We start from the raw sequence: 24,249 nt of genomic DNA, 5'->3' as shown, positions 1-24,249 counted from the left end.
AAAACATTTTATGATAGGCCTTTTAACACCCACACACTGGAAAGATTACGAGTTGATTGATTGTGGTGATTTTGAAAAACTGGAACGTTTTGGCAACCTGGTATTATGCAGACCAGAACCTCAAGCAGTATGGAAGAAAACACTTTCTGAGCAAAGCTGGAAAAAACAAACCCACATTAAATTTAAAGGCCGTTCGGCCACTAGCGGTGAATGGGTTAAGAACAACGCACATTTTCCGGACCGCTGGAATATTGCCTATACGAATGATGATGTGACCATAGAACTGCGATTAGGATTAACTTCTTTTAAACATGTTGGGGTTTTTCCAGAGCAGGCAGTAAATTGGGATTATATTTCCTCCTGCATCAAGCAGTTTAAAACGCCGGTACCTAAAGTACTCAACCTTTTTGCTTATACTGGTGCGGCATCCATGATTGCAAAAGCAGCTGGTGCAGATACCACACATGTTGATTCCATTAAACAAGTAGTGAACTGGGCTAATGAAAACCAGGAACTTTCTAAATTAAAGGATATCCGCTGGGTAGTAGAAGATGCACTTAAATTTGTAAAAAGAGAACTCAAAAGAGGAAAAAAATACAATGGTATCATTCTGGATCCACCAGCATTTGGACATGGCCCTAATGGCGAAAAATGGAAGCTGGAAGACCATATACAGGAAATGATGCAAGAAGTAGTGCAATTGCTAGATGAAGAAGAGCACTTTCTAATTTTAAATACTTATTCATTAGGTTTCTCCTCTATCATTGTGGAAAACCTAATTAAAACGTCCTTTCCAAAGGTTAAGAACCTGGAAACTGGTGAACTTTATTTACAAGCAACCTCGGGAATTAAATTACCCCTGGGCGTTTATGGCAAATTTAATAGTTTTTAAAATACATAATTAAGCCCTGATACTTTAAGCATCAGGGCTTATAGCAGTTTTCATCCTTTTCCGTTTATTCTACTTTAATATTTTAACTTACTGTAATACTGAAGCTTTCTTTAAAGCAGCCAAAGTACTTTCTGTTACATCGCCAAAAAGCGAAACACCACCAGCCCCATTTGCCATTGCATTTTCTATTCCCTGCTGTAATTCATTGTCATTTTTGAAATCCGACAAATACAAACCTGCGTATAATGGACATTTACCCTGAAGTGCTTTTACACCTTCAGCAACAGCCGTTCCTATCCAAGAAACATTTTCTTTATAAAAACCATGGTAGATCATCGGACAAACACCATCAATATTCCAATTTACCCAATCTTGCCTCACATTGCGGCGGGCAATATCTGGAGTAGGAAAAACAGCTGCTGTAATTGGCTTCTTATGTTTAGCTGCCAAGGTTGTTAAACGTTCTACCACCTGGTTAACTTGCTGATAACGAAATTGTCTCCATGAAGGACTGGCTTCCGGGTATTCCACTTCAGATATAATTACCCCAGTTTCTATTTTATACTTTTCCTGACAATCCTCACAATAGCAATAATCAAATTCAGGGGCTTCACTGGTTTGCACTAACTTATAATCAGCCCAAAGATTTACGGGCAATATAACGTCACTAAAACGCACATAATCAAGATGTACTCCATCAACATAGTCTTTACGCAATGCAGCGGCATACACACTTTCTAAATATTCACGCACTTTTTCTTTCGATGGACAAAGCCAGCGGTAATAATTTACATAGGGTGGATGTTCGGCACAAGATTCTCCTTTCCTATTTTTAGCATACCAATCTGGGTGGTCTTCCATTAATGATTTCTCCCCTCTATTCATTGTCCAAATCCAAAAATGAGCTTCCAATTTTTGTGCTTTGGCCGCCCTAAAATGTTTTTCACTGTCATGCTCAAAAAATATTCCGCGTATTCCAGCTTGGTAATACTGCTTGTACCGAAGCGCTAACTCTTCTGAAGTATCTTTCGGGTTAGGGTTAGTCCACACCCAATGCTTAATTTTTTTTTTGTGAGTTGGAGCTAGTATTGCCCCCTGCGATAAGCCAGGAAGTATAGCTACAGACAAACTCGCTAACACACCTGCTTTTAAAAATTTTCTTCGGTTATTCATAAGCTTATTTTTTAAAATATAATAATCCTTCTTCGTTGAGGTGAATGACCTTACCCCCTTTAACAGCTATGGTTGCTGTAAACTGATGATCAGTTGCCTGCATTTGGAGTAGATTTTCTTTTCCTTCTATATTTTGTTGTCCATTCATACCCAGCTCCTTTAAATTAGTCGCATACTTACCAAACTTCCCATGATGCTTTTTCTGGTTTTTATAGATGAGCCATAAATGTTGTTTTTGTCTTTCCACATAAGGGAGATTAAAAACCGTATTTTCATTCTTTGAAAACTGAAGATATCCCCAATGCTCTGGATAGTGCATATTAATCAAACCCTGGGGAGACCAAACCCAATTGTGTTCTGGTAAATCTTTTCCCGATGCATCTTTTAGTTTCATGTTCTTACCATGGCTAATTTTTGTGTCCCACTGTACCCTGGAAAAATTAATCCGCCATAAACTACCTTCTTTGGGAGCCTTAAAAGGATGTCCGAGATATAAAGATTTCAAGGGGATGGCCATCTCTATTGTCCAGCCCTTATCTACATCAGCAGGATTGTTAATGGTTCCATCTACTTTTATGGCTGATTTCAAATTAGCAACATTCCAGCTAATCAATGCATCACCACCATTGCGGTAAGGCTTAGGTATAAAAAGGTCGAAAATTTTATTAAATGCATTAATTTCAATCTCAAAATAATTATGGCCATTACCATGGGGATCAATAAAAATCTCAAAATCATTGTCATAATAAATAATGTCATCATGATTCATTAAAGTAGCCCATACCTGAGGCTCTTCTAATCTTGCAGCTATAAACAAAGTCGAATCATTCCAAAGCATTTTCACCTTCGTTTTTAACGCTGGCGAAGGCTTTTTAGCTCCTTCAATATCAACAAAATCACTTGTCCATTGCACTTTTTGCCAATCCACTTCATTTAAACCGCCATCAATTTTAAGCGCCTGCTGGGTATGCTGTATAACATAGCTTTTAGGTAGCTTTAGCGGTGAATCATTACTCTTTACGCTATTTTGAGCAGGAAGAGAGAGGCTTACTATCAATAATAAAACTAATATTGACAAGTCTTTACATAAGTTCATTCCTTATAAGGATATTAGGGGTGAAAATAAAAGCAACACTTTAAACAAATTAATACACAATTTTAAAACAGGCTGCAGTTTTCAATTGCGCATTTTTAATTGCTGCAGGTAACGTTATCCGAATTCCATCACCAATCTTTTTCCATTTCAACTTCTGGCTGCTGCCCAATAGATTCACTTTTTTAACCAATGCTCCCTTTTCCATTGGAATATCCAGGTGTGCAGGCAAAACAACATTTTCCTTCTCCGCACAGAGAAAAGCATACAGCACAGGTTTATCTTTACTTTTAGTGAAATAAACATTTCCCTTTGAATAAGGAGCTACTGACACAGAATTATAAATCCCTTCGCTGTTGATTTTCATCCAATCGCCAACACCATTTAATCTTTTATATACTTCAGTATCCCAGTCTCCATCAGGCCCCGGACCGATGTTCATCAATAAATTTCCACCACGAGAAACAATCTTTACGAGCAACTGAATAATCTGATGTGAGGATTTATATTCATCACCCGGTACATAGCTCCAGGAGTTACCCATTGTCATGCAGGTTTCCCAAGGGTTAGTAAGTGGCATTTCTGGAACTTCTTGTTCTGGGGTTGTATAATTTTCATACGGACCGGTTACCGTTCTATCGACCACAATTAATCCAGGTTGGTGCTTTCTACCCATTGTAGCAATTTTAGCCATATCAATATCCTGGTTATGCTTAATCCCTCTTTGCCAATCTATAGCCGTATCTATGGTATTTCTTGGGCGGACCCATCCCCCGTCTAACCATAAAATATCAACTTTACCGTATCCGGTCATTAGCTCTTGTATCTGGTTAAAAGTAAAATCCTTAAATTTATTCCATCGCTCCGGATACTTCTCAGGATCATAATTTACATTACGGTCTTTAGGCGGAAAATAAGGCCACCAATAATCTGGAGAATGCCAATCTGGTTTAGAAAAATAAGCGCCAATCATAAAGTTCTCTTTTTGAAAAGCACTAAAGATTTCTTTGGTAATATTTGCTTTTGGATTGGTGGAGAAGGGTGTTTTACTATCTGTCACCTTATAAGTTGTTTCTTGAGTATCAAACATTGAAAAACCATCATGATGCTTGGTTGTAAAAACCATGTATTTCATTCCTGCATTTTTTGCAGCAGCAACCCATTTTTCTGGATTAAACTTTACCGGATTAAAAGTTGTCTGTAAATTTTCATAGGCCTTTTTATAACCTTCATAAGTGGCAGAATTAGGCCCTCTGCGTTGTGTCCAGCCTTCATCTTCAGGACAAATACTCCAGCTTTCCACTACTCCCCATTGGCTGTATGCACCCCAATGCATAAACAAACCGAACTTTAAATCTTGCCATTTCGCTAGTTTTTGAATTACTTCAGGGTCTTCAGGAGCCTGGTAATTTTTAGACATGTTATGCTGCTGTGCTGTTGCAGTGCTGAAAGTAAACAGAGCGGTTAACAGAGGTAAGAAAAATAAGGTTGGGTTGAGTTTTAGTTTAATCATAGTCCAATTATTTTATAATTTATGCAGTCATTTTATTTAAAATTTTCATTTTTTCGGCCAGTTTTTCACCCAAATTCTCCACCATTAAGGCTGCACCCCCAATTAGTTGTGCATCATTATTTAAATCTGAAATGAAAAAATTAGTATTTTTTATCATCCTTGGGATACAATGTTCATTTAATGCTTGCTGAATAGGTGCCATCCAGATATTGCCGACAACACTTGCTTTACCACTTAGAACTACAGCCCCAGGATTCATCAGGTGAATCAGAATAGCCAAACCTTGTCCAACATGATAAGCAGCTTCTGAAATCAGCTTCACCGAAAATAAGTCACCCTTAATGGCTTCGGCAATAATATGATCAGCATTAACTTCAGCATAGCTCGACAAACTGGTAATTTGTCCATTTTTCATCCCTTCTTTAGCATTCGATGTAATGGCAATTAAAGATGCTTCTGTTTCCAGACAGCCACGTTTTCCACAGGTACAAAGTTTGCCATTATTGAAAATAGGGATATGACTAAACTCACCGGCGAATCCATTATTTCCCCTGAAAATCTTGTCATCCACAATCATTCCCAAGCCAATTCCCCATCCAAGATTCAGTACCATCACATTCTTTACATGTGCTGCCACCCCAAACTTTTGCTCACCGAGTGCAATTGCGGTAGAGTTATTATCTAAAAAAACTGGAATAGAAATACGATCCTGAATGAATTCTACGAGTGTTTGACCTGGCACTTCTAAAAATGAATGGTTAATTCCGTTCTCTGTATCCACGAATCCCGGCATTGTAAGTACTACACCAATTATATCAGTTTTAGCAATTGGCATTTCCTGAATAAAGCTTTCTAAATAAGTGAGAAAAGTAGCTGCTTTTAACTTCCCTAAATCAAAACTATAATGGGCCACTTTAGTAACAAAATTATTGTTCATGTCCACCACCACAGCCTGAGCAGAAAACTGATCCATGGCTACAGATAAAATATAATGGGTATTAGGGATTAAAGAATAATTAATCGGCTTTCGGCCCCCGCTGGAATTTGCAAAACCCTTTTCTGCTACGTAACCTTCTTTGATCAATTCACTTAACACTTTAATGGTATAAGGAATACTTTTGCCAGTCTGATCGCTGATATCAGTACTAGTCAATACTTTATTATAGTATAAACTCTTAATGGTATCGCTGTATTGAATTAGAGAAATTTTGTTCCGTTCTGCCATCTTGTTATTTGTATCTACATATATAAGGCATTTTTTCAAATTAAAAAAATCTTTTTAAAAATTTTAAAAAGAATTAGGAAGATTAAAATAATATTACTTACTTAGATTAAGATTTTAATTTATAAACTAACAATTAGCTACTTATTCTAACACATTCAAACTAAACACTTAATTAATCAACTATGAAAAAACTGTATTTAAAAAGTATAGTACTTCTTTTATTTTGCCTTTTCACCACTTTGGCATTCGCACAGAAAACCATTAATGGAACAATAAGAGATGCATCAGGACCTTTACCAAACGTAAGTATCTTAATAAAAGGTACCTCAACAGGCGTACAGACGAATCCACAAGGAAAGTTTTCGATTTCCGCAAAACCCACAGATATCCTTGTCATATCTTTAGTAGGATACAACAAGCAAGAAGTTCCCGTGGGTAGCCAGTCGACGATTAACATCAGTTTAGCTGAAAGTGCGACTAACCTTAATGAGGTAGTAGTAACCTCTCTTGGTATCAAAAAAGAGCAAAAATCTTTGGGATATGCAGTAAGCACAATAACTTCTAAACAACTTACTGAAGCGGGTAATACCAACTTTGCTTCTGCTTTATATGGTAAAGCAGCAGGGGTTAAAATTACGACAGCACCGGGTGGGGCGAGTAGTGCGGTAAATGTGCAGATCAGGGGTATCAATTCTTTGGGCTATAACCAGCAGCCGCTTTATGTTGTTGATGGTGTTATGATCAGAAACGACGCACAAAATGGTGCAAATGGCGCTAACAACAATGATTACTGGGGCGATCAAAGAATCCGTGGAAATGGTATCCTTGACATTAACCCTAGTGATATAGAAAGTCTGACTGTTTTAAAAGGTGCAAGTGCAACGGCCCTATATGGTTCGGATGCCAACAGTGGCGTTGTCGTTATCACCACTAAAAGGGGCTCCAAAGCTCGTGGATTGGGTATTGATTTCAATTACACTGCGAGCATTGAAAAAGCTGCTTTTTTACCTGATTTTCAAAATACTTATGGCCCTGGATATGACCATGCCACAAACATTGCCAATGGAGCAAATGGAGAAGGTTGGATTGCCGATGCTGGTTCACCATCTGGTTTCAGACCTTATTTTAGGGCTTATGCTAATTTCGGACCAAAAATGGAAGACCAGCAAGTTAAATGGTGGGATGGATCAATCCGCTCTTATTCTCCTCAGCCTGACAATTACGCCAATGTATACGAAACAGGCTATAATTCTACTGCTAACGTTGCTATTTCAAACCAAACTGATGCCCTTAATTACAGATTTTCTGCAACACGCCTTGATTATAAAGGAACGCAGCCAGGAAATAAAATGCAAAAGAATTCATTTAACTTGAATTCAACGGTTAAATTAAGCCCTAAGTTAAGTGCTGATGTAGTGGTGAGTTATGTAAACACTAAAACACACAACAGACCTTATCAATTAGGAGAGGTATTGGGTTCCTTTTCGGGTTTCTTTAGCAGGGCCGAAGACATGGGTTTAATGAAAGAAAAATTTCAAACCAGTGGTGGTTATAAATATGCGCAGTTTAATCAACCTGAGCGCCCGGAACCTTTTCTTTATAACATCCGTGCAACAAATCTTTTAGATTTCTACTGGAAACAGCTAAGAAATAGCTATGATGAAACTGAAAACCGCCTATTATCTAGCGCAACCTTAAACTGGAATGCCGCAAATCACCTTAAATTTAGAGGTAGAATTGGTAATGACTTTACCGCTGCAAACAGCGAAAACAGACAATACAATGAACTGCCAATAAGTCTTAACCCTACCAGCAACAGTACGGGTAACTATTCTACTAAACAAGGTCAATACGCCATTCTTTATGGAGATGCATTAGCAACTTATGATAATAAGATCGGTGCTGACCTTGCTTTCTCTGCAAGTGCCGGTTTCCAGGGTAGAAAAGAACATTATAAAGACCTTAATTCGGATACACAACAAGGATTGGTTTCAGAAAACTGGTTTAGTTTATCGAACTCTTATGGAGTGGTTACTTCTGCAGAAAACAGAAAAGAATTAGTAAAGTATGCTTACCTAGGAATTTTAAATTTCAGCTATAAAGATTACTTATTTTTGGAAGGTACTGCAAGACAAGAATATGCTTCTACCCTGCCTGTACAAAACAACAGTTATTTTTACCCTTCAGTAAATTCAAGTTTTGTTTTTAGTGAGGCTTTTAAAATGCCAGAACTTCTTTCTTTCGGAAAAATCCGTGCGTCATATGGTATAGTAGGTAACTCACCTCCTATGTATGAAGCAAACATTACTTACAGTCAAAATTCATTGCAAACCATTAATGGATCTGTACCTTCCTTAACAGGTGGTAAATTTTATGGAAATAATTCCTTAAAATCTGAAATGAAACATGAAGCAGAATTTGGTCTGGAGACTAAGTTTTTCAATAACCGCATTGGTGTAGACATCAGTTATTACACCAACAGGGTTAAAGACCAAATTTTACCATTACAAACAACAGCTACAGTTGGCGCTACCAGCCAGTTGGTAAATGTTGGTGAAATTGGCAGTCAGGGTCTGGAAATTGCCTTCAATGCTACTCCAATTTCAGGTGGTGCATTTAGATGGGATACTAGGCTTAATTTCTCTACCAATAACTCAAAAGTATACAGCCTGATGCCTGGTGTAACCGAACTGCCTTTCTATTTTGCTGATCAAAATTCAGTTAAAATTGTGGCTAAAGTTGGCGAACGCTTAGGTAATATTTATGTAAACCCTCGTTTACAGGATAGTAAAGGAAATTTTGTGATCAATGACGATGGTTTATATGTTATTGACAAAGCCAATTATGTGCTTGCAGGTAACATTATGCCAAAATTAGTTGGTGGTATGTCGAACACCTTAAGCTATAAATCTTTTGCGCTAGACTTTACAGTAGATTATAGTTTTGGTGGAAAAATGGTTTCTCCGCCTACTAAATTCATGACCGGTGCAGGTATGTTTAACAACTCACTGCAATACCGCGATGCTGAAAATGGTGGATTAAATTATACTGATGGTGGCGTAACCTACAATGATGGAGTTTTACTGACAGGCGTAAATCAAAATACAGGACAGCCCAATACTAAAGTTTTAAGTGCTGCAGAATATTACATGAACACTTATAACTGGGGTGAAGATTCATGGTCTGAATCTGGTTCCATATTTAAAAACAACTTTATAAAATTGCGTGAAACAGTATTGAGCTATAAGGTTCCTGCAGCATTTTCAGAAAAACTGCACATCAATAACTTTAGAGTTTCACTAGTTGGCAGAAACCTGCTTTACTTCTACAGAACAATGAAAAATCTTGATCCGGAAGCTCCACTTGGTAACAAATGGTGGTCTCAAGGCGTAGATGTTGGTTCTACTGCTGCTGCAAGAAGCTTTGGCTTTTCATTAAACGCTAATTTTTAAGTAACAAAATTCAAAAGACATGAAAAAATATATCATAGCAATGGGTCTTTTTGTTTTGGTAGCTGCATCTTTCAGCAGCTGCAAAAAAGCACTCGAAGAAAATTTTACAAATCCGGAGAAATCCACAACACCAAGTATCCCTTTGTTTTTCACTGCGATGCTTAATAATGATCGCGTGGCCGTTAAATACTGGAATGTACGCACCTTTCTGAGTATAGGACCTGGTGTTTATGCCCAGACTTCTTATTTTAGCAATGGCAACACGGTATACCAGCAAAGTGATGGCTATACCCAACAATATTGGGATGATTTTTATTCTCCGGGAGGAAATGGAAGTGGAACAATGTCGCAATACCGCTCTATGCAAGTAACTTACGAGGCCAGTGCTGAAGCAGAAAAAGCGACAAAAACTATTTTCATGCAAGCTGCTAGAATTGTTTTAATCGAACAAGCAGCCAAAATGGTTGACCTATGGGGAGATATTCCTTATACTGAAACAGGAAGCTTACCTACCAGCAGCACCATTAAATTACCTAAATTTGATGATCAAAAAGTATTATACACGGGTTTTATTGCAGAACTTAAAGATGCAGCTACTTACTTTAAAACAGCACAATCAACAGCAGAATTTGCAAAACATGACATCCTGTTAAGTGGTAATGTTAATAAATGGGCACGTTATGCAAACTCACTCCGCCTGCGGTTATTAATGCGCATTTCAAATGTGGACGAATCAACTGCAAAAACAGCGGTTTTAGCCATGTTAAATGATCCAACAAATTTCCCGTTGGTAGATGGCGCTGATGTAGCGACTTACAATCCAAAAGTTACAGATATTTTGTTAAGTCCACTTACCAATAGCGTATCTACTTTGGTTGATGCTTTTAAAGAAGGCAGCTGGTACGCTACAGATTATATGTTAAATAAGGTAATGCTTCCTGCAAATGATCCAAGGATTCCTGTTATTTATGATAAAGGAAGTAAAATGGTTGGTGGCAAACTAGCGCAAAATCCAACATTTAAAGCTATGCCTTATGATTTTACTTTAGCACAGCAAGAAGCTAATTTTGAAAGCTATGCCTTAGTTGACTCAGGAACATTTTTATTAAATGCAGCATTGCCAGGAATCTTGATTACCGCACCGGAGGTAAACTTTTTAAAAGCTGAAGCTCAGGAACGCTGGGGAACCACTACAGCAGCAAAAACAGCTTACGACCTTGCTGTAAAGCAGTCTGTATCCTTTTATTATTACCTAAACAACTTGAATATTTCAGGTGTAAAAAAAGAAGTTTTACCCGCATCCAATATCATTCAAGATTTTGTTGACGTTGCTACAGTTGCTTACAATGGCACAACATCAAATAAGTTGACTAAGATCTACACACAGAAATGGTTGCATTTTGGAATCCTTCAATCTACTGAAGCATGGTCTGAGTACAGGAGAACAAATATGCCAGCCTTGCAGTTTGTTACTTCAGGTAAAATATCAAATTTTGATGTACCCCCCAACAGACTCATCTATCCTTCAGGAGAGAGATCTTTTAACTCGGCTAACTATTCAGCTGTTCAGGCTAAAGATACCCGTTTGAATAAAGTATTCTGGGATGTGAATTAATTCCTCCATTTAAAGTTTTTTAGTGGTGCCTGCAAAGTTGGGCACCACTTTTTTTATGCCTATATTTTCCCAACTCACTTTCGGTCAACATGGAAATCATTAAAGGCCGTAAATCCGTTTAATCATTGTTAATATCTATTTAACACTTTGTAGGAAAGCGATTAGGAGAAGTCATTTGATTGTGTATTTTTGTATTATGAAACTACCTTATTTTTCGGGAACATTCTTAATTGGAATTGCAAGTATCGGTTTATTAGCCAATTGCACTTCTGAGGCAAAAAAAGCAACCGGCACAACAACACATTTGGCAGCTGCCACAACAGATACAACCGTTGTTGAAGCGGAAGAAGTCATTGTGCCTACTGATACAGCAAAATATAATGCAGCACTTTTAAAAATAGCAAATGGCGACACCACAGGCAGGTGGCCAGTTAAAAAGCAACCTTATCCACTTGCAGGTGCTATTTTACCATATAAACGCATCGTAGTTTATTACGGCAACCTCCATTCCAAAAAAATGGGTGCCCTGGGTGAATATGAACCTAAAGAAATGTGGCGCAGGTTGAACGCAGAAGTAAAACACTGGGAAAAAGCTGACCCCGGCACTCCCGTTCAGGTAGGTTTACATTACATTGCTGCAGTGGCCAGTGGTACACCAGGCAGAGACGGAAAATACATCAACCGCATGGGTAATGCGCAGATAGATTCGGTAATGAAGATTGCAAAAATGCACAACGCTATTGTATTCTTAGATTTGCAAGTTGCCTTAAGTAACCTTAAAGATGAGTTGCCGAGAATAGAAAAATACTTACAATTGCCCAACGTACATTTAGGGATCGACCCTGAGTTCTCTATGAAAACAGGCGCTAAACCAGGTACTAGAATTGGAACTTATGACGCTGTAGATATCAATTATGCTTCGCAATACCTGGCCGATCTGGTAAAGAAACATAACCTGCCGCCGAAAGTTTTCATTGTACACAGGTTTACTAAGAAAATGGTTACCAATTCTCAAAACATCAAATTACGCCCTGAAGTACAGGTAGTAATGCACATGGATGGATGGGGCCAGCCAGATCTTAAAATAGGTACATACCGTTATTTTATTCAAAATGAACCTGTTCAGTTTACCGGTTTCAAATTGTTCTATAAAAACGACCTTAAAAAAGCGCCTAATCGTTTAATGACGCCAGAGGAATTATTGAAATTAAAACCTGCACCGATCTATATTCAGTACCAATAAGGTTTATTAAATTATTAAAAAGCGGGCATCCTAAAAGGTTGTCCGCTTTTTTTTTACGCTAAATCCCCATTTTCTCCTGGGTATGAAGACAGAGTGAGTCAACAGTGAGTCAAGGGTGAGTCAACAGTGAGTCAACCTTTTACTGAACAACACGTTGACTCACCCTTGACTCACCATGGTGTCACCGTTGTAACATCTATGACTAATAAGGAGTGATAAATGATGAATTTTTGTATTCTTAAAATTAAAACCCGATTTTGCATGCCTCATGCAAGATTTCCCTCTATATTTTGAATTAGGCTGGCAACATATTTTAGACTGGCGTGGATATGATCATATCCTTTTTGTGATGGTTTTATGTGGTAGCTACAGCCTGGTGGAGTGGAAAAAGGTATTGATACTCGTTACCGCCTTTACGCTTGGCCACAGCGCTACCCTGGCTTTAAGTGTTTTAAATTTAATTAATGTAAACACTGCCCTGATTGAGTTTTTAATTCCTGTAACGATCGTTATTACCGCCGCAGCGAATATTGTTAACAAAAAAACAGTAAACAAGGCTATTAAATTTAAATACCTGTTGGCCCTGTTTTTTGGGCTAATCCATGGGATGGGTTTTTCTAATTACCTCAAAGGATTGCTAGGCAGCAGCAATCAAATTATTGCAGAACTTTTTGCTTTTAACATAGGCCTTGAGTTCGGGCAACTCTTAATTGTTGGCGGAACCTTAGTGTTGTCATTCCTGCTCCTAAACTTATTAAAGGTTAAAAAATGGGACTGGAATTTCTTCTTGTCGTCGGCTATTTTTGGGATTTCTTTTGTAATGGCGATAGAGCGTTTACCTGCAATATTAATTTAGGTGGACATAAATGTTCCAATCTATTTTAAAACAAGCCGATTTGTCCTTTATCATCAATATCTGTATCCTCAGAATTAGTAATATCTTTTTTAATAACCTGTTTTGTGCTTTCTGTCTGCGCTTTCTCTTTTTCGGTATCACCTGTTTTTTCATCTGCATTATAAGGAATTTTTGCAGACTTCATCTTTTCAGGTTCTACTGAAGTTCTGTTCTGTTCAACAGTGGTAACAGGTGTTTTCGGTGCTTCGCTCACAAACTTAGGCTTAACCTTAACTAACGTAGCGTGTTCCTCTTGTTCCTTTACGGGCTCAGATTCATCTTCTGGCTCATCAAAATCACTGTTTTCATTGTCAATACCTGATTCAGAAACAGCATCTGCTATTTCCACCTCTTCTTGATTACTAATAGCCATGTGTTTAACTTCATGCTGACTTAACCTATTTCCATTAGCACGGATACCTTTCACGTCAATAAAATCGGTTAATATAATCTCCAGCGTTTCAGGGATATGACTTTTACCTTTCAGCACCTTAACAGTCAGTTTAGCATCAGGATTGCCCGTTAGATAAATAAATTTAGATCCATTTTCTTCACTGATCAGGCTTATTTTTTTACCAACCGATATGTTTTCGAATACAAATCTTTTTACGAAATAATTCTTGCCCTTGCCTTCAAATTGAACCACAGCATAAGGTTTTTCCGAATCAAACTTCTGGATCAGAATCAAATCAGCATCAAAGTGGTTGCTCAATTCGAAAGTACTCAATTCATACCAGCCATCTTTGTGCACTTGCAGAATTTTATCATCACCATCAAACTCGCCAAGGTATTTTCCTCTGCCATCCACATTTAAGCGGCGCAGTAACTCATCATACCATATTTTTAAGCCTGCAAGTGTAGAAATGCCCTTACTTTTTAGCAGGATTTTCTTGATTGGATATTTAGAAACAATGTTTCCCTGCGAGGCACGACCCTTTATAGCAATTTCAGCAAAGTCAATATCAAAAACAACTTTCTTTAATTTAGTATGGGGCTTAAGCTGTATATTGATCACTTCGGCCTCCCCATTAGGGTTGGCGGTAAAATACAAGATTTTAGAACCTTTGCTGCCTTTTGTAAGGTCATATTCCTTGTCACGCGTAATACCAAGTACGGCAAAACGCTTAATGTAAGCAACACCACTGGCACCATCTTTATAAATCATGTTATAGATAGTCCGCTCATCCCCTTTTTTAAACACGGCAGCATGAATAATTCCCTTGCCTACAAAAGTTTTATCTGCCACTTTGGTAACAGTACATCTTCCATCCTCCCTAAAAACGATAATTTCATCGAGGTCAGAACAATCAGCAATAAATTCATCTTTACGTAAACCAATACCTATAAAACCATCTTCGCGGTTCAGGTATATTTTAACGTTGGCAAGTGCAACTTTAGAAGCCTCTACCCTATCAAACAGTCTTATTTCTGTTTTACGTTCCCGCCCCTTGCCATATTTATCTTTTAATTTCTGGAACCATGCAATGGCATAATCCGTTAAGTGGCGGAGGTGATTTTTAACTACTTTAATTTCATCTTCCAGGGATTTCATTTGCTCATCCGCTTTTTTAACATCAAAACGGGTGATGCTGCTCATTGGCTTATCGATCAGCTTTTTGAAATCCTCTGGCAGAATTTCGCGGTATAATTTTTCTTTAAAGGACTCAAATAAAGCATATAAAACGTTAACCACACCTTCAAAATTGGTGGAAGTTTCATAACCATGGTCTTTATACATCCCCTCCTGAATAAAGATTCGCAGCAAAGAGCTGAAGAAAATCTTTTCTTCCAGTTCGTAGAGCCTGATTTCCAATTCCAGTTTTAATAAGGCTTTGGTATTTTTAGTGTTTTCAATCAGGATATCATTCACTCTCAAAAACTGAGGCTTATCATCCTTAATGATGCAGGTATTTGGAGAGATAGAAACTTCGCAGGAGGTAAAGGCGTATAGCGCATCAATAGTTACATCGGGCGAAATACCCGGTGCCAGTTGAATAACGATCTCTACATGCTGTGCGGTATTGTCTTCAATCTTTTTGATCCTAATTTTACCCTTTTCATTGGCAGACAAGATACTGTCGATTACCGATCCCGTGGTTGTACTGTACGGAATTTCTGTGATAACTAAAGTCTTTTTATCTTTCTCAGTGATTTTTGCCCTTACGCGGACTTTACCCCCACGCATGCCCTCATTATAAGCTGAAAAATCAGCCATACCGCCGGTAAAGAAATCAGGCATAATATTGGGCCTTACCCCTTTTAAAGCTTCAATAGAGGCATCTAAAAGTTCCAGAAAATTATGGGGCATTACCTTGGTGGCTAAACCAACAGCAATACCTTCTGCACCTTGAGCTAATAATAAAGGGAATTTTACCGGTAAAGTGATGGGTTCATTATTACGTCCATCATAACTGAGTTGCCAAACTGTAGTATCGGCATTAAAAACAACATCATTAGCAAACTTAGACAAGCGCGCTTCAATGTAACGAGCAGCAGCAGCACTATCACCGGTAATTGGATCTCCCCAGTTACCCTGACAATCGATCAATAAATCTTTCTGACCAATTTGAACCATCGCATCACCAATGGAGGCATCCCCATGGGGATGGTATTTCATGGTATTACCAATTACATTTGCTGCTTTATTGAAACGTCCATCGTCCATTTCTTTCAGCGAATGCATTATACGGCGCTGCACAGGCTTCAGTCCGTCGTTGATATGCGGAACTGCACGATCCAGAATTACATAAGAAGCATAATCGAGGAACCAGTTTTCATATAGCCCGTTAATAGGGATTATGGTATGCTTATTTTCTCCGTTTACGTTTTCTTGCTCTTCGTCGTTCATTAAAAGTTGTTGTTTTATTAATAAATTAACTGTTGTTGTAAATATAAGTGCTGGAATGAAAATTCCAGCAAAGAAGTTTTAAACACTCCTGAGTGCAACAAAGGTAAGTAAAATAGACTGAAATCAGACGGCCAAACGACCTTCAAAAAACGCAAAAGGGAGTAAACTTTTAATGCCTTTTATTTTGATGACCTCCCCGTTGAGGCAATAAAACAACACTTCAATTTCTTTTTTCTGTTTCAATTCAAACTCTGCCATGACCTGCAAACAGGCACCACAGGAAGTTACCGGATTCATGATCTTAAAATTATCGGTTTGGGCGGTAATCGCCATGCTCTCTATTACCGCATCAGGAAAGGCAGAACCAATAGTAAACAGAGCCACACGCTCCGCACATAAACCTGATGGGTAGGCTACATTTTCCTGGTTACTACCCATCACTACTTTGCCGTTGTTTAATCTAATCGCGGTACCTACCTTGAAATTGGAATAGGGTGAGTAGGAAGTTTTCAAAGCCTGTTCTGCCTGGCTACATAATGCTTTATCCTCATCATTAAGACCTGCCAGACTTTTATACGACTCATAGTTGATGGTCAAGTTCAATTTATTCATATTTAAACATAGCTATTTTAAGGCTAAAATAAGCTATGGTAGCTATAATTTTATTTCTCAATTTCATGGTTCCCAATAGAGAATGCTCCGGCAAATAATATTATTTTAACCATGGAAATGGAAAGTAAAATCGCTTAATTTTTTATTTAAAAGACCATTATTTACCATAAATAAAGTTTGCTAAAACAAAATCTAATGTTCCAGGTTTAAATAAAGCCAAATGGCATGATTTTAGATAAAAAAAACGATATTACTTAACTAATCAACCCTCATCTCTTGAACAAAAACATACGTAAAACTTTAAAGGTTATTCTATGGATAATCTCCATAATTATCCTTTTAGTAGTGATGGTTGTGCTCTCCCTGAATATCCCCGCCGTTCAAAACTTTGTTAAAAACAAGGCGATTAATTACCTTAAAAACAAAACACATACTGAAGTTAGTCTCGAAAGAATCACAATAGCTTTCCCAAAAGATATTGTGCTACAAAACTTTTATATCGAAGATCAAAAAAAGGATACCCTTTTATACGCACAAAAATTGGCCGTCGACATCAATTTAATTAAACTATTGAGTAACCGGGTTGAGATTAATAACATACAATTAGAAAAAGTAAGGGCTAACGTAACCAGAATTAACCCTGACACTACTTTTAACTTCTCTTTTTTAGTAGACGCTTTTATGTCGGAAGAAAAGAAACCCCAGGACAAAGTTTTGGCAGATACCACCTCAACACTTAAGTTTTCTATAGATAAAATTGGATTAAAAGATATTGGTATAGTTTACCGCGATGATGTTGCAGGAAACGAAATGAGACTGAACCTTGGCCAATTCAATTCAAACATCAAAGATTTCGACCTCAACCAGCAACATTATGTAATTAAGGACTTAACCCTAAAAAATACTGCGGTAACCTACCTCCAGCAAAAACCACTGACGCAATTACAGGCACAACTCGAAAACAGTGTAGACACCACCAAAACCGAAACAGGTAAATTGCCTTTAGTAGAAATTGAGAATTTCGCTTTTAATAATGTAAAAATTAATTTTAATGATCGTCTATCAAAAACAGCGGCCAACATAGACTTTAATGAAATTTCCTTAACCCAGTTATTCCTGGACCTGACCAATAACAATTTTAAATTGGCTAATGCAAATCTTGACAAGACTAAGATCAAATTCAACAGTGCCACAAATAATACAAAAGCAGACCTCGATTTAAAAGAATTCTCTTTCACCCAGTTGCAGGCTGATGTTAAAAATGGAAATTACAAAGTAGGCGACGCCAACCTCAATAAATCAAACGTACTGTTTGCTTTTAAACCTGCTGTACCTATAAAAAAAGCAACAGATACAGTAGCGAAATCCGCCCCACTTACCCTGCTCTTAAATAGCTTGACCTTAGCAAATAATACAGTGCAGTTTGATAACCTCGCTGAAAAGCCGGTAAAGGGAATGGATTTCAATCACCTCAAAATGCAAAACCTTGGTTTAACAGCAACAGGGCTTAATTACAACGACGGTGCTATTAAAGTGAGCGTTAAAAATGGAAAATTGAAGGAGAAGAGTGGATTTAACTTATTGAATTTAAAAGGTGATGTGCTATACACAGACAGACAGGTTAAAGTGAAGAACTTATTAGTTAAAACGCCAAACACCATTATTGAAAACAATACCGAACTAAACTATTCCTCCATCGATGACTTAACTAAAAACCCAGAAAAAGTGAAGATTTTCATGGAAGTTAAAAACACCACTATAGGGTTAAAGGATGCGATTTATTTTAGTGATGCGGTTCCAGCAAATTATAAAAATGAAAAAATAAAAGTAAATGCTATTGCTAATGGTTATTTAAATAACCTGAATATACCGAAACTTCAAATCACTGGTCTGAAAAACACACGTACCGATGTAAGTGGAACGGTTAAAGGTTTGCCAGATATTAACAAAACTTTCCTGGACTTAAATATTAAAAGATTCGCCATGACAAAAGCTGATCTTATGGTGGTTATCCCTAAAAACGCCATTCCTGCAAATATCACCTTGCCTAACACCATCAATGCCAATGGTAAATTCAAAGGTTCTTTAACTAATTTCAATACTGGCCTTAACATCAGTACCGACATGGGTTCGGCTAAAATTTCAGCCAACATGAAAGGACCCGAAGGAAAGGAAAGTTACAATGCCAACATCGACCTTAACAACTTTAACATGGGTAGTCTGTTACAAATGGATACTGTATTGGGCCGCATTACATTAACCGCAGCGGTAAAAGGCACAGGGCTGGACATGAAAAAAGCTTCAGTAAGTTTAAATGCAAAAGTAATCAGCGCTGATTATAATAAATATATTTACAAAAACCTGATCCTGGGTGGCAATTATACACAGCAAAAGCTTAACCTGAAAAGTAATATGACCGATACGAATGCCAATTTCAACTTGACGGCTTTTGTGAACATGGCAGGGAAATACCCAGCCGTTAAGGGTAATATTAATTTAAAGCAAATTGACCTTCAGAAATTGAATTTCAGTACAACAGAATTAAAACTTGCCGGCGTTATTGATGCCAATGTAACCAGTGCTGATCCTGATTTTCTAAATGGAGATGTGGCTATTAATAACTTACAGGTAGTGAAAGATGGACAAAGTTTTAATGTGGATACCATTCTTTTACACTCAGAAGCAACTGCAACGCATAATTTACTAACCCTAAATTCAGAGATACTTAATGCAAAAGTAGACGGTCAGTACCAGTTAACCAATCTGGGTAGTGCCGTAATTAACCAAATCAACAAGTATTACCAGTTTGGTCAGGTCACTAAAATTCCTGATCAACGTTTTAGGTTTGTCGTTAACATTTACAATCCCAAGTTCTTACAGAACCTTGTCCCGGAGTTGAGCACCTTTGCCCCTTCCAGAATGAATGGAATATTGGATACTAAAAAAGACAGCCTGGTAATGAATGCCTGGTTCCCACGCGTGGTATATGGCAATTATAAAGTAGACAGTACCCGAATAACGATTAACAATAATGACCAAAAATTGGGTTATAAATTAATGGTCAAGAATATTCAAAGTCCTTCGTTATCACTTTACAATACTGAAGTGAGTGGAATTGCTGCTGACAACAACCTAGGGTTGAATATTTTCTTAAGAGATAGTAAATTCAAAGATAAATATGTGCTGGGTGGAAATTTTAAATCCTTCGATAAAGATTATCGGTTCAGCTTTGATCCTGAAAAGTTATTGCTGAACTATCAAAAATGGGCCGTTAGTCCGCAGAACTATATTCAATTTGGCAAATCGGGTATTTTGGCTAACCAGTTTAACCTGAGTAATAAAGGTCAGCTGCTGAGTATTAACAGTACCAACACGACAGCAAATGCGCCACTTAATGTTGAATTCAAAGATTTCAGGATAGAAACCCTTACCAGCTTTGCAGAGGCAGACAGTGCACTTGCAGGTGGTTCTATCAATGGAACGGTAAAAGTAGAAGACCTTGCTGCCACTCCTAAAATTGAGGCAAACCTTACCATTGACCAGCTTCGCTATGAGAAAGATAGGTTAGGAACTTTAAGGATTGCTGTCAATAATAATACAGCAAATGCTTACGAAATGGATATTGCCTTATCTGGTGTACATGAATTAAGGGCAAATGGCTTTTATTATACGGCTCCAAAAAGTGCTTTAGACCTTAAAGTCTTTATAGATAAAATAGACTTGAAAGCAGTAGAAAGCTTATCAATGGGACAAATAAGACAAGGCTCGGGCACGGTAACCGGCCAGTTAAATATTAAGGGTGCATTGGATGCTCCTAGCGTTTTAGGAGAGTTAAAATTTAATCAGGCGGCTTTTAATGTTGCTTATGCCAATTCTTATTTTAGAATGCCAAATGAAACAATCAGCTTTAATGAAACCGGCATAAAATTCAACAACTTTACTATCATAGATTCATTAAACCAAAAAGCGACAATTAATGGTGGCATTCTAACTACTGATTATAGAAATTATAAGTTCAACATGGACATCAGAACACGTAATTTCAGGGTATTAAATTCTACAGCGGCCGACAATGAACTGATTTATGGAACGGTTTTCTTAACCAGTACCATTAGTGTTCGGGGAGATCTCAACCAGCCTGATGTTGATATGGACATCAAGGTGGAGGATAAGACCAAGTTTTTCTTTGCAATGCCACCAACAGACCCTTCTATTATTGACCAGGAAGGGATAGTGCAGTATATTGATGCTGACGTAGCTCCATTTAATGGCAGAAAAGCACTCAATGCTACCGACTCAGTGAGTAAAGCTCCCATTAAAGGCTTGAACCTGAGTGCCACAATCGAAATTGATCGGGATGCAGAATTAAACGTAGTAGTGGATCCCGAAAATGGTGATGCTTTAAAAGTTAAAGGTCAGGCTACTTTAGCAGCCACTATGGATCCTAGTGGTAAAATCAGCTTAACAGGGCGCTATGAAATTTCTGATGGCTCCTATAATTTATCGGTTGGCCCTTTAGGTAAAAAAGACTTTAAACTGATACAGGGTAGTAGTATTGTTTGGACTGGCGAGCCCACTTCTGCCAATATTAATTTATCTGCCCTATACGAGGTTAATGCTGCACCTATAGATTTACTGGCCAGTCAGGCAAATACGGAAAGTGAATTTACAAGAAATACTTACAAAACTAAATTGCCTTTCCAGGTTTATTTAATGATGACAGGGGAATTGCTTAAACCCATTATTAAATTCAAACTGGATCTTCCTGAAAATGAACGTGGTGCTTTAGGTGGTATAGTTTACACTAAATTACTGCAGGTAAATACAAATGAAAGTGAATTAAACAAACAGGTGTTTGCCTTGCTAGCACTAAACCGTTTTATAGCAGACAATCCTTTCCAGAGTCTTGCCGGAGGTGGTGGCGTTTCTACGCTCGCCCGCTCCAGTGTAAGTAAACTTTTAACAGAACAACTGAATAATTTAGCCTCTGATTTGATTAAAGGCATAGACTTAAATTTTGGAGTGAATTCTTCTGAAGATTATTCTACGGGGCAGCTGGAACAAAAAACAGATCTAGAAATTGGCCTATCTAAAAAACTATTGAATGACCGGCTGACCGTTACCATCGGCAGTTCATTTGGATTGGAAGGGCCGCAACGACAAGGACAAAGTTCAACAAATATCGCTGGAAATGTGAATGTGGAATACTTGTTATCGGCAGATGGCAGATACAGACTTAGGGCTTACAGACGTAACCAGAATGAAGGAATAATTGAAGGTCAGATTATTGAAACCGGGGTTGGGTTTGCACTTGTGGTAGATTACAACAGGTTTAGGGAAGTTTTCAGGAACTTCTCTAAAAAGAAAAGAAATAACCAAGAACGGAAGCTTAGAAATGAAACAACAAATTAAAGTTAGTTTATTGATCCTTATCTGCTTGATTTGGGGTGCTTGTAGCAGTACAAAGAACCTCAAGCCGGGACAAAATTTATATGTAGGTGCAGAAATAAAGATCAATCCTGATTCTTCGTTCAGGATTGATGATCAAAAGGATGTTAAACGCACCTTAGAAAGCAAAACCCGGCCTAGACCTAACAAAAAGCTCTTAGGTATTAAATTTAAATTAGGCATGTATAACCTTGTGGGTGAACCTAAAAAGCCTAAAGGTTTCCGTCATTGGCTGCGAAACAAGTTAGGCGAACCACCGGTATTGTTGAGTGAGGTCAATTTGAACTATAATAATGCCGTTTTAGAAAGTTATTTAATTAGTCAGGGCTATTTACAATCTGATGTCATAGGTGACACTGTTGTAAAAGATAAAAAAGCGAAGGCGATTTACACCGTGAACACTGGAAACCGGTATAAAATTAGCAGCATTACTTTCCCAAAAGACAGCATGGGTATTGCCAATATCATTCGCAACCACGTTGATCAAACTTTATTGAAAGTTGGGGATAACTATGACCTTGATGTTTTTAAAAACGAGCGCATCCGAATAGACAATGACCTTAAAGAGGCCGGTTATTTTTATTTCAGTCCCGATTACCTTATTTTGCAGGTCGATAGTACGATAGGTAAAAACCTGGTCGATGTGAGGTTAAGGGTTAAGGATATTGCTCCTGATGCCGGATTAAAACCTTACACTATCAATGAAATTAACATTTACCCTAATTACACACTGAGAAGAGATAGTGTCCTCAAAAACGCTACACCGGAAGTATATCATGATTTCGAAATCTATGATCCCAGAAAAACTTTCAAACCTAACTTGTTTGATAGACTGGTTTTCTTTAAAAAAGACGAGCTCTACAATAGAACAGATCATAACCAGTCTTTAAACAGAATGGTAAACATCGGTGCATTTCAATATGTGAAGGCCGATTTTGTACCTTTAGACAGCTTTAAAAACAACAAACTGGATTTAAGCATATACCTTACCCCATTAAAGAAAAACACTTTATCATTTTCTGCGACAGGAACGAGTAAATCAAATAATTTTGTGGGTTCTGAGTTAAAACTTACCCAAACAACAAGGAACTTGTTTAGAGGTGCTGAACAATTAGATGTTAGTTTGAGTGGTGGTTTTGAAACACAAATAAGCGGACAATCAAAAGGACTAAATTCTTTTTCTTTTACCACAGAAGCGAAACTTACTTTCCCCAGGTTTATTGTTCCTTTTTTCAACCCTAGCAATACGAATGCGTTTATTCCAAAAACCATTGGTTCTGTTTCCTATCAATTGTTGAGCAGAGGTTCAAACTATAACCTGAATTCTATTAAAGGAGAGTTTGGCTACAGTTGGAAGGAAAACATGTATAAAGAACATACGTTTAATCCAATATCTGTAAACTATGTGACTTCTAAAATTACTGCAAATAACCCTGATAGTTTGCTACAGGCCATTCCAGATTTAAGAAGGGTATTGGAGAAACAATTTATTATTGGTAGTAATTACAATTTCACCTATACCAACCAGATGGAGGATAAAAGAAGGAATAACATTTTCTTTTTTGGGGGACTAGAAACCGGAGGTAATGTTTGGGGTTTATTTGCTAATAAGAATGGGGCTGGAGAAAAAGCAGTATTGGGTGTCCCTATTACGCAGTTTGTACGTTTAGAAGCAGACGTTAGAGACTATTTCAAAATCACCCGTAACATCATTTGGGCCAATCGTTTTAATGTTGGCTATGGTTATGCTTATGGGAATAGTCCTTCCTTGCCATTTGTTCGTCAGTTCTTTGCTGGGGGCAGTAACGATATTCGTGCCTTCGCAGCCAGATCTTTAGGTCCCGGGACTTACAGAGTTCCAACAATAGAAACTTATGCCGACCAAAGTGGTGATGTAAAAGTAATGTTTAACACCGAGTTAAGGTTTAAACTGATCAGTATTCTTCATGGTGCATTATTTGCTGATGCAGGTAATATATGGCTCAGAAAAGAAGATCCTCTAAAACCTGGTTCAGGCTTTGACTTTAAAGATGCCTTAAGTGAAATGGCCGTCGGTACGGGTGTTGGTCTTAGGGTAGATGCCACTATATTCGTGATACGTCTGGATGTAGCTTTCCCTATTCGTAAACCTTATTTAGCACCTGGTAATCGTTGGGTAGTGGATCAGATTGATTTCGGGAATAAAACATGGCGTAAAGAAAACATAATTTATAATATTGGCATAGGTTATCCATTTTAAA

General features: G+C 37.7%; 13 protein-coding genes. 7 read left to right on the top strand and 6 right to left on the bottom strand.

The features are described 5' to 3' along the window. Positions 1-10: 10 nt before the first annotated feature. Positions 11-892 carry a class I SAM-dependent rRNA methyltransferase gene (locus AAKU52_RS08110; RefSeq protein ID WP_354332128.1) on the top strand — a complete coding sequence of 294 codons (882 nt, stop codon included), beginning with the start codon at positions 11-13 and terminating at the stop codon, positions 890-892. Positions 893-979: 87 nt separating this feature from the next. On the opposite strand, the gene AAKU52_RS08105 is transcribed toward AAKU52_RS08110, so the two are convergent. From AAKU52_RS08105 to AAKU52_RS08090, 4 genes are read right to left on the bottom strand one after another with little or no spacing between them, the layout of a single operon-like run. Further along, positions 980-2,065: a family 10 glycosylhydrolase gene (locus AAKU52_RS08105; RefSeq protein ID WP_354332126.1), complete on the bottom strand. Its 1,086-nt coding sequence runs from the start codon at positions 2,063-2,065 to the stop codon at positions 980-982. A gap of 4 nt (positions 2,066-2,069) precedes the next feature. Next, the gene (locus tag AAKU52_RS08100; protein WP_354332124.1) at positions 2,070-3,161 is read right to left on the bottom strand and encodes a carbohydrate-binding family 9-like protein; all 1,092 of its coding nucleotides are present in this window, start codon (positions 3,159-3,161) and stop codon (positions 2,070-2,072) included. A gap of 49 nt (positions 3,162-3,210) precedes the next feature. After that, complete coding sequence (locus AAKU52_RS08095; RefSeq protein WP_354332122.1) at positions 3,211-4,671, bottom strand: alpha-L-fucosidase; 1,461 nt, start codon at positions 4,669-4,671, stop codon at positions 3,211-3,213. A 19-nt stretch (positions 4,672-4,690) separates the two neighbouring features. Beyond that, positions 4,691-5,896: an ROK family protein gene (locus tag AAKU52_RS08090; protein WP_354332120.1), complete on the bottom strand. Its 1,206-nt coding sequence runs from the start codon at positions 5,894-5,896 to the stop codon at positions 4,691-4,693. A 182-nt stretch (positions 5,897-6,078) separates the two neighbouring features. Here AAKU52_RS08090 and AAKU52_RS08085 point away from each other — a divergent pair, with 182 nt between their 5' ends. The 4 genes from AAKU52_RS08085 to AAKU52_RS08070 all read left to right on the top strand — a co-directional run bounded on the left by AAKU52_RS08085 (position 6,079) and on the right by AAKU52_RS08070 (position 13,062). Then, positions 6,079-9,348: a SusC/RagA family TonB-linked outer membrane protein gene (locus AAKU52_RS08085; protein ID WP_354332118.1), complete on the top strand. Its 3,270-nt coding sequence runs from the start codon at positions 6,079-6,081 to the stop codon at positions 9,346-9,348. A gap of 19 nt (positions 9,349-9,367) precedes the next feature. Continuing rightward, the gene (locus tag AAKU52_RS08080; RefSeq protein ID WP_354332115.1) at positions 9,368-10,963 is read left to right on the top strand and encodes a SusD/RagB family nutrient-binding outer membrane lipoprotein; all 1,596 of its coding nucleotides are present in this window, start codon (positions 9,368-9,370) and stop codon (positions 10,961-10,963) included. A gap of 196 nt (positions 10,964-11,159) precedes the next feature. Further along, on the top strand, positions 11,160-12,206 hold the full coding sequence (locus tag AAKU52_RS08075) for a hypothetical protein (protein WP_354332113.1): 1,047 nt from the start codon (positions 11,160-11,162) through the stop codon (positions 12,204-12,206). Positions 12,207-12,474: 268 nt separating this feature from the next. Next, the gene (locus AAKU52_RS08070) at positions 12,475-13,062 is read left to right on the top strand and encodes a HupE/UreJ family protein (protein ID WP_354332111.1); all 588 of its coding nucleotides are present in this window, start codon (positions 12,475-12,477) and stop codon (positions 13,060-13,062) included. 25 nt (positions 13,063-13,087) lie between these two features. On the opposite strand, the gene AAKU52_RS08065 is transcribed toward AAKU52_RS08070, so the two are convergent. Then, entirely contained in the window at positions 13,088-15,949 is a 2,862-nt protein-coding gene (locus tag AAKU52_RS08065) for a DNA gyrase/topoisomerase IV subunit A (RefSeq protein WP_354332109.1), read from the bottom strand. A 123-nt stretch (positions 15,950-16,072) separates the two neighbouring features. Beyond that, positions 16,073-16,561, bottom strand: a complete 489-nt coding sequence (locus AAKU52_RS08060) for a cytidine deaminase (protein WP_354332106.1) — start codon at positions 16,559-16,561, stop codon at positions 16,073-16,075. A gap of 276 nt (positions 16,562-16,837) precedes the next feature. Here AAKU52_RS08060 and AAKU52_RS08055 point away from each other — a divergent pair, with 276 nt between their 5' ends. Continuing rightward, positions 16,838-21,973: a translocation/assembly module TamB domain-containing protein gene (locus AAKU52_RS08055; RefSeq protein WP_354332104.1), complete on the top strand. Its 5,136-nt coding sequence runs from the start codon at positions 16,838-16,840 to the stop codon at positions 21,971-21,973. Continuing rightward, positions 21,957-24,248: a translocation and assembly module lipoprotein TamL gene (tamL, locus tag AAKU52_RS08050; protein ID WP_354332101.1), complete on the top strand. Its 2,292-nt coding sequence runs from the start codon at positions 21,957-21,959 to the stop codon at positions 24,246-24,248. Before AAKU52_RS08055 ends, tamL begins: the two co-directional genes overlap by 17 nt. Position 24,249: the final 1 nt, after the last annotated feature.

Origin of the sequence: Pedobacter sp. CG_S7 (assembly GCF_040544395.1) — a bacterium.
Lineage (GTDB): Bacteria > Bacteroidota > Bacteroidia > Sphingobacteriales > Sphingobacteriaceae > Pedobacter.
Note: the sequence above shows the minus strand (reverse complement) of the source record. Positions and strands in the feature narration are given on the sequence as shown.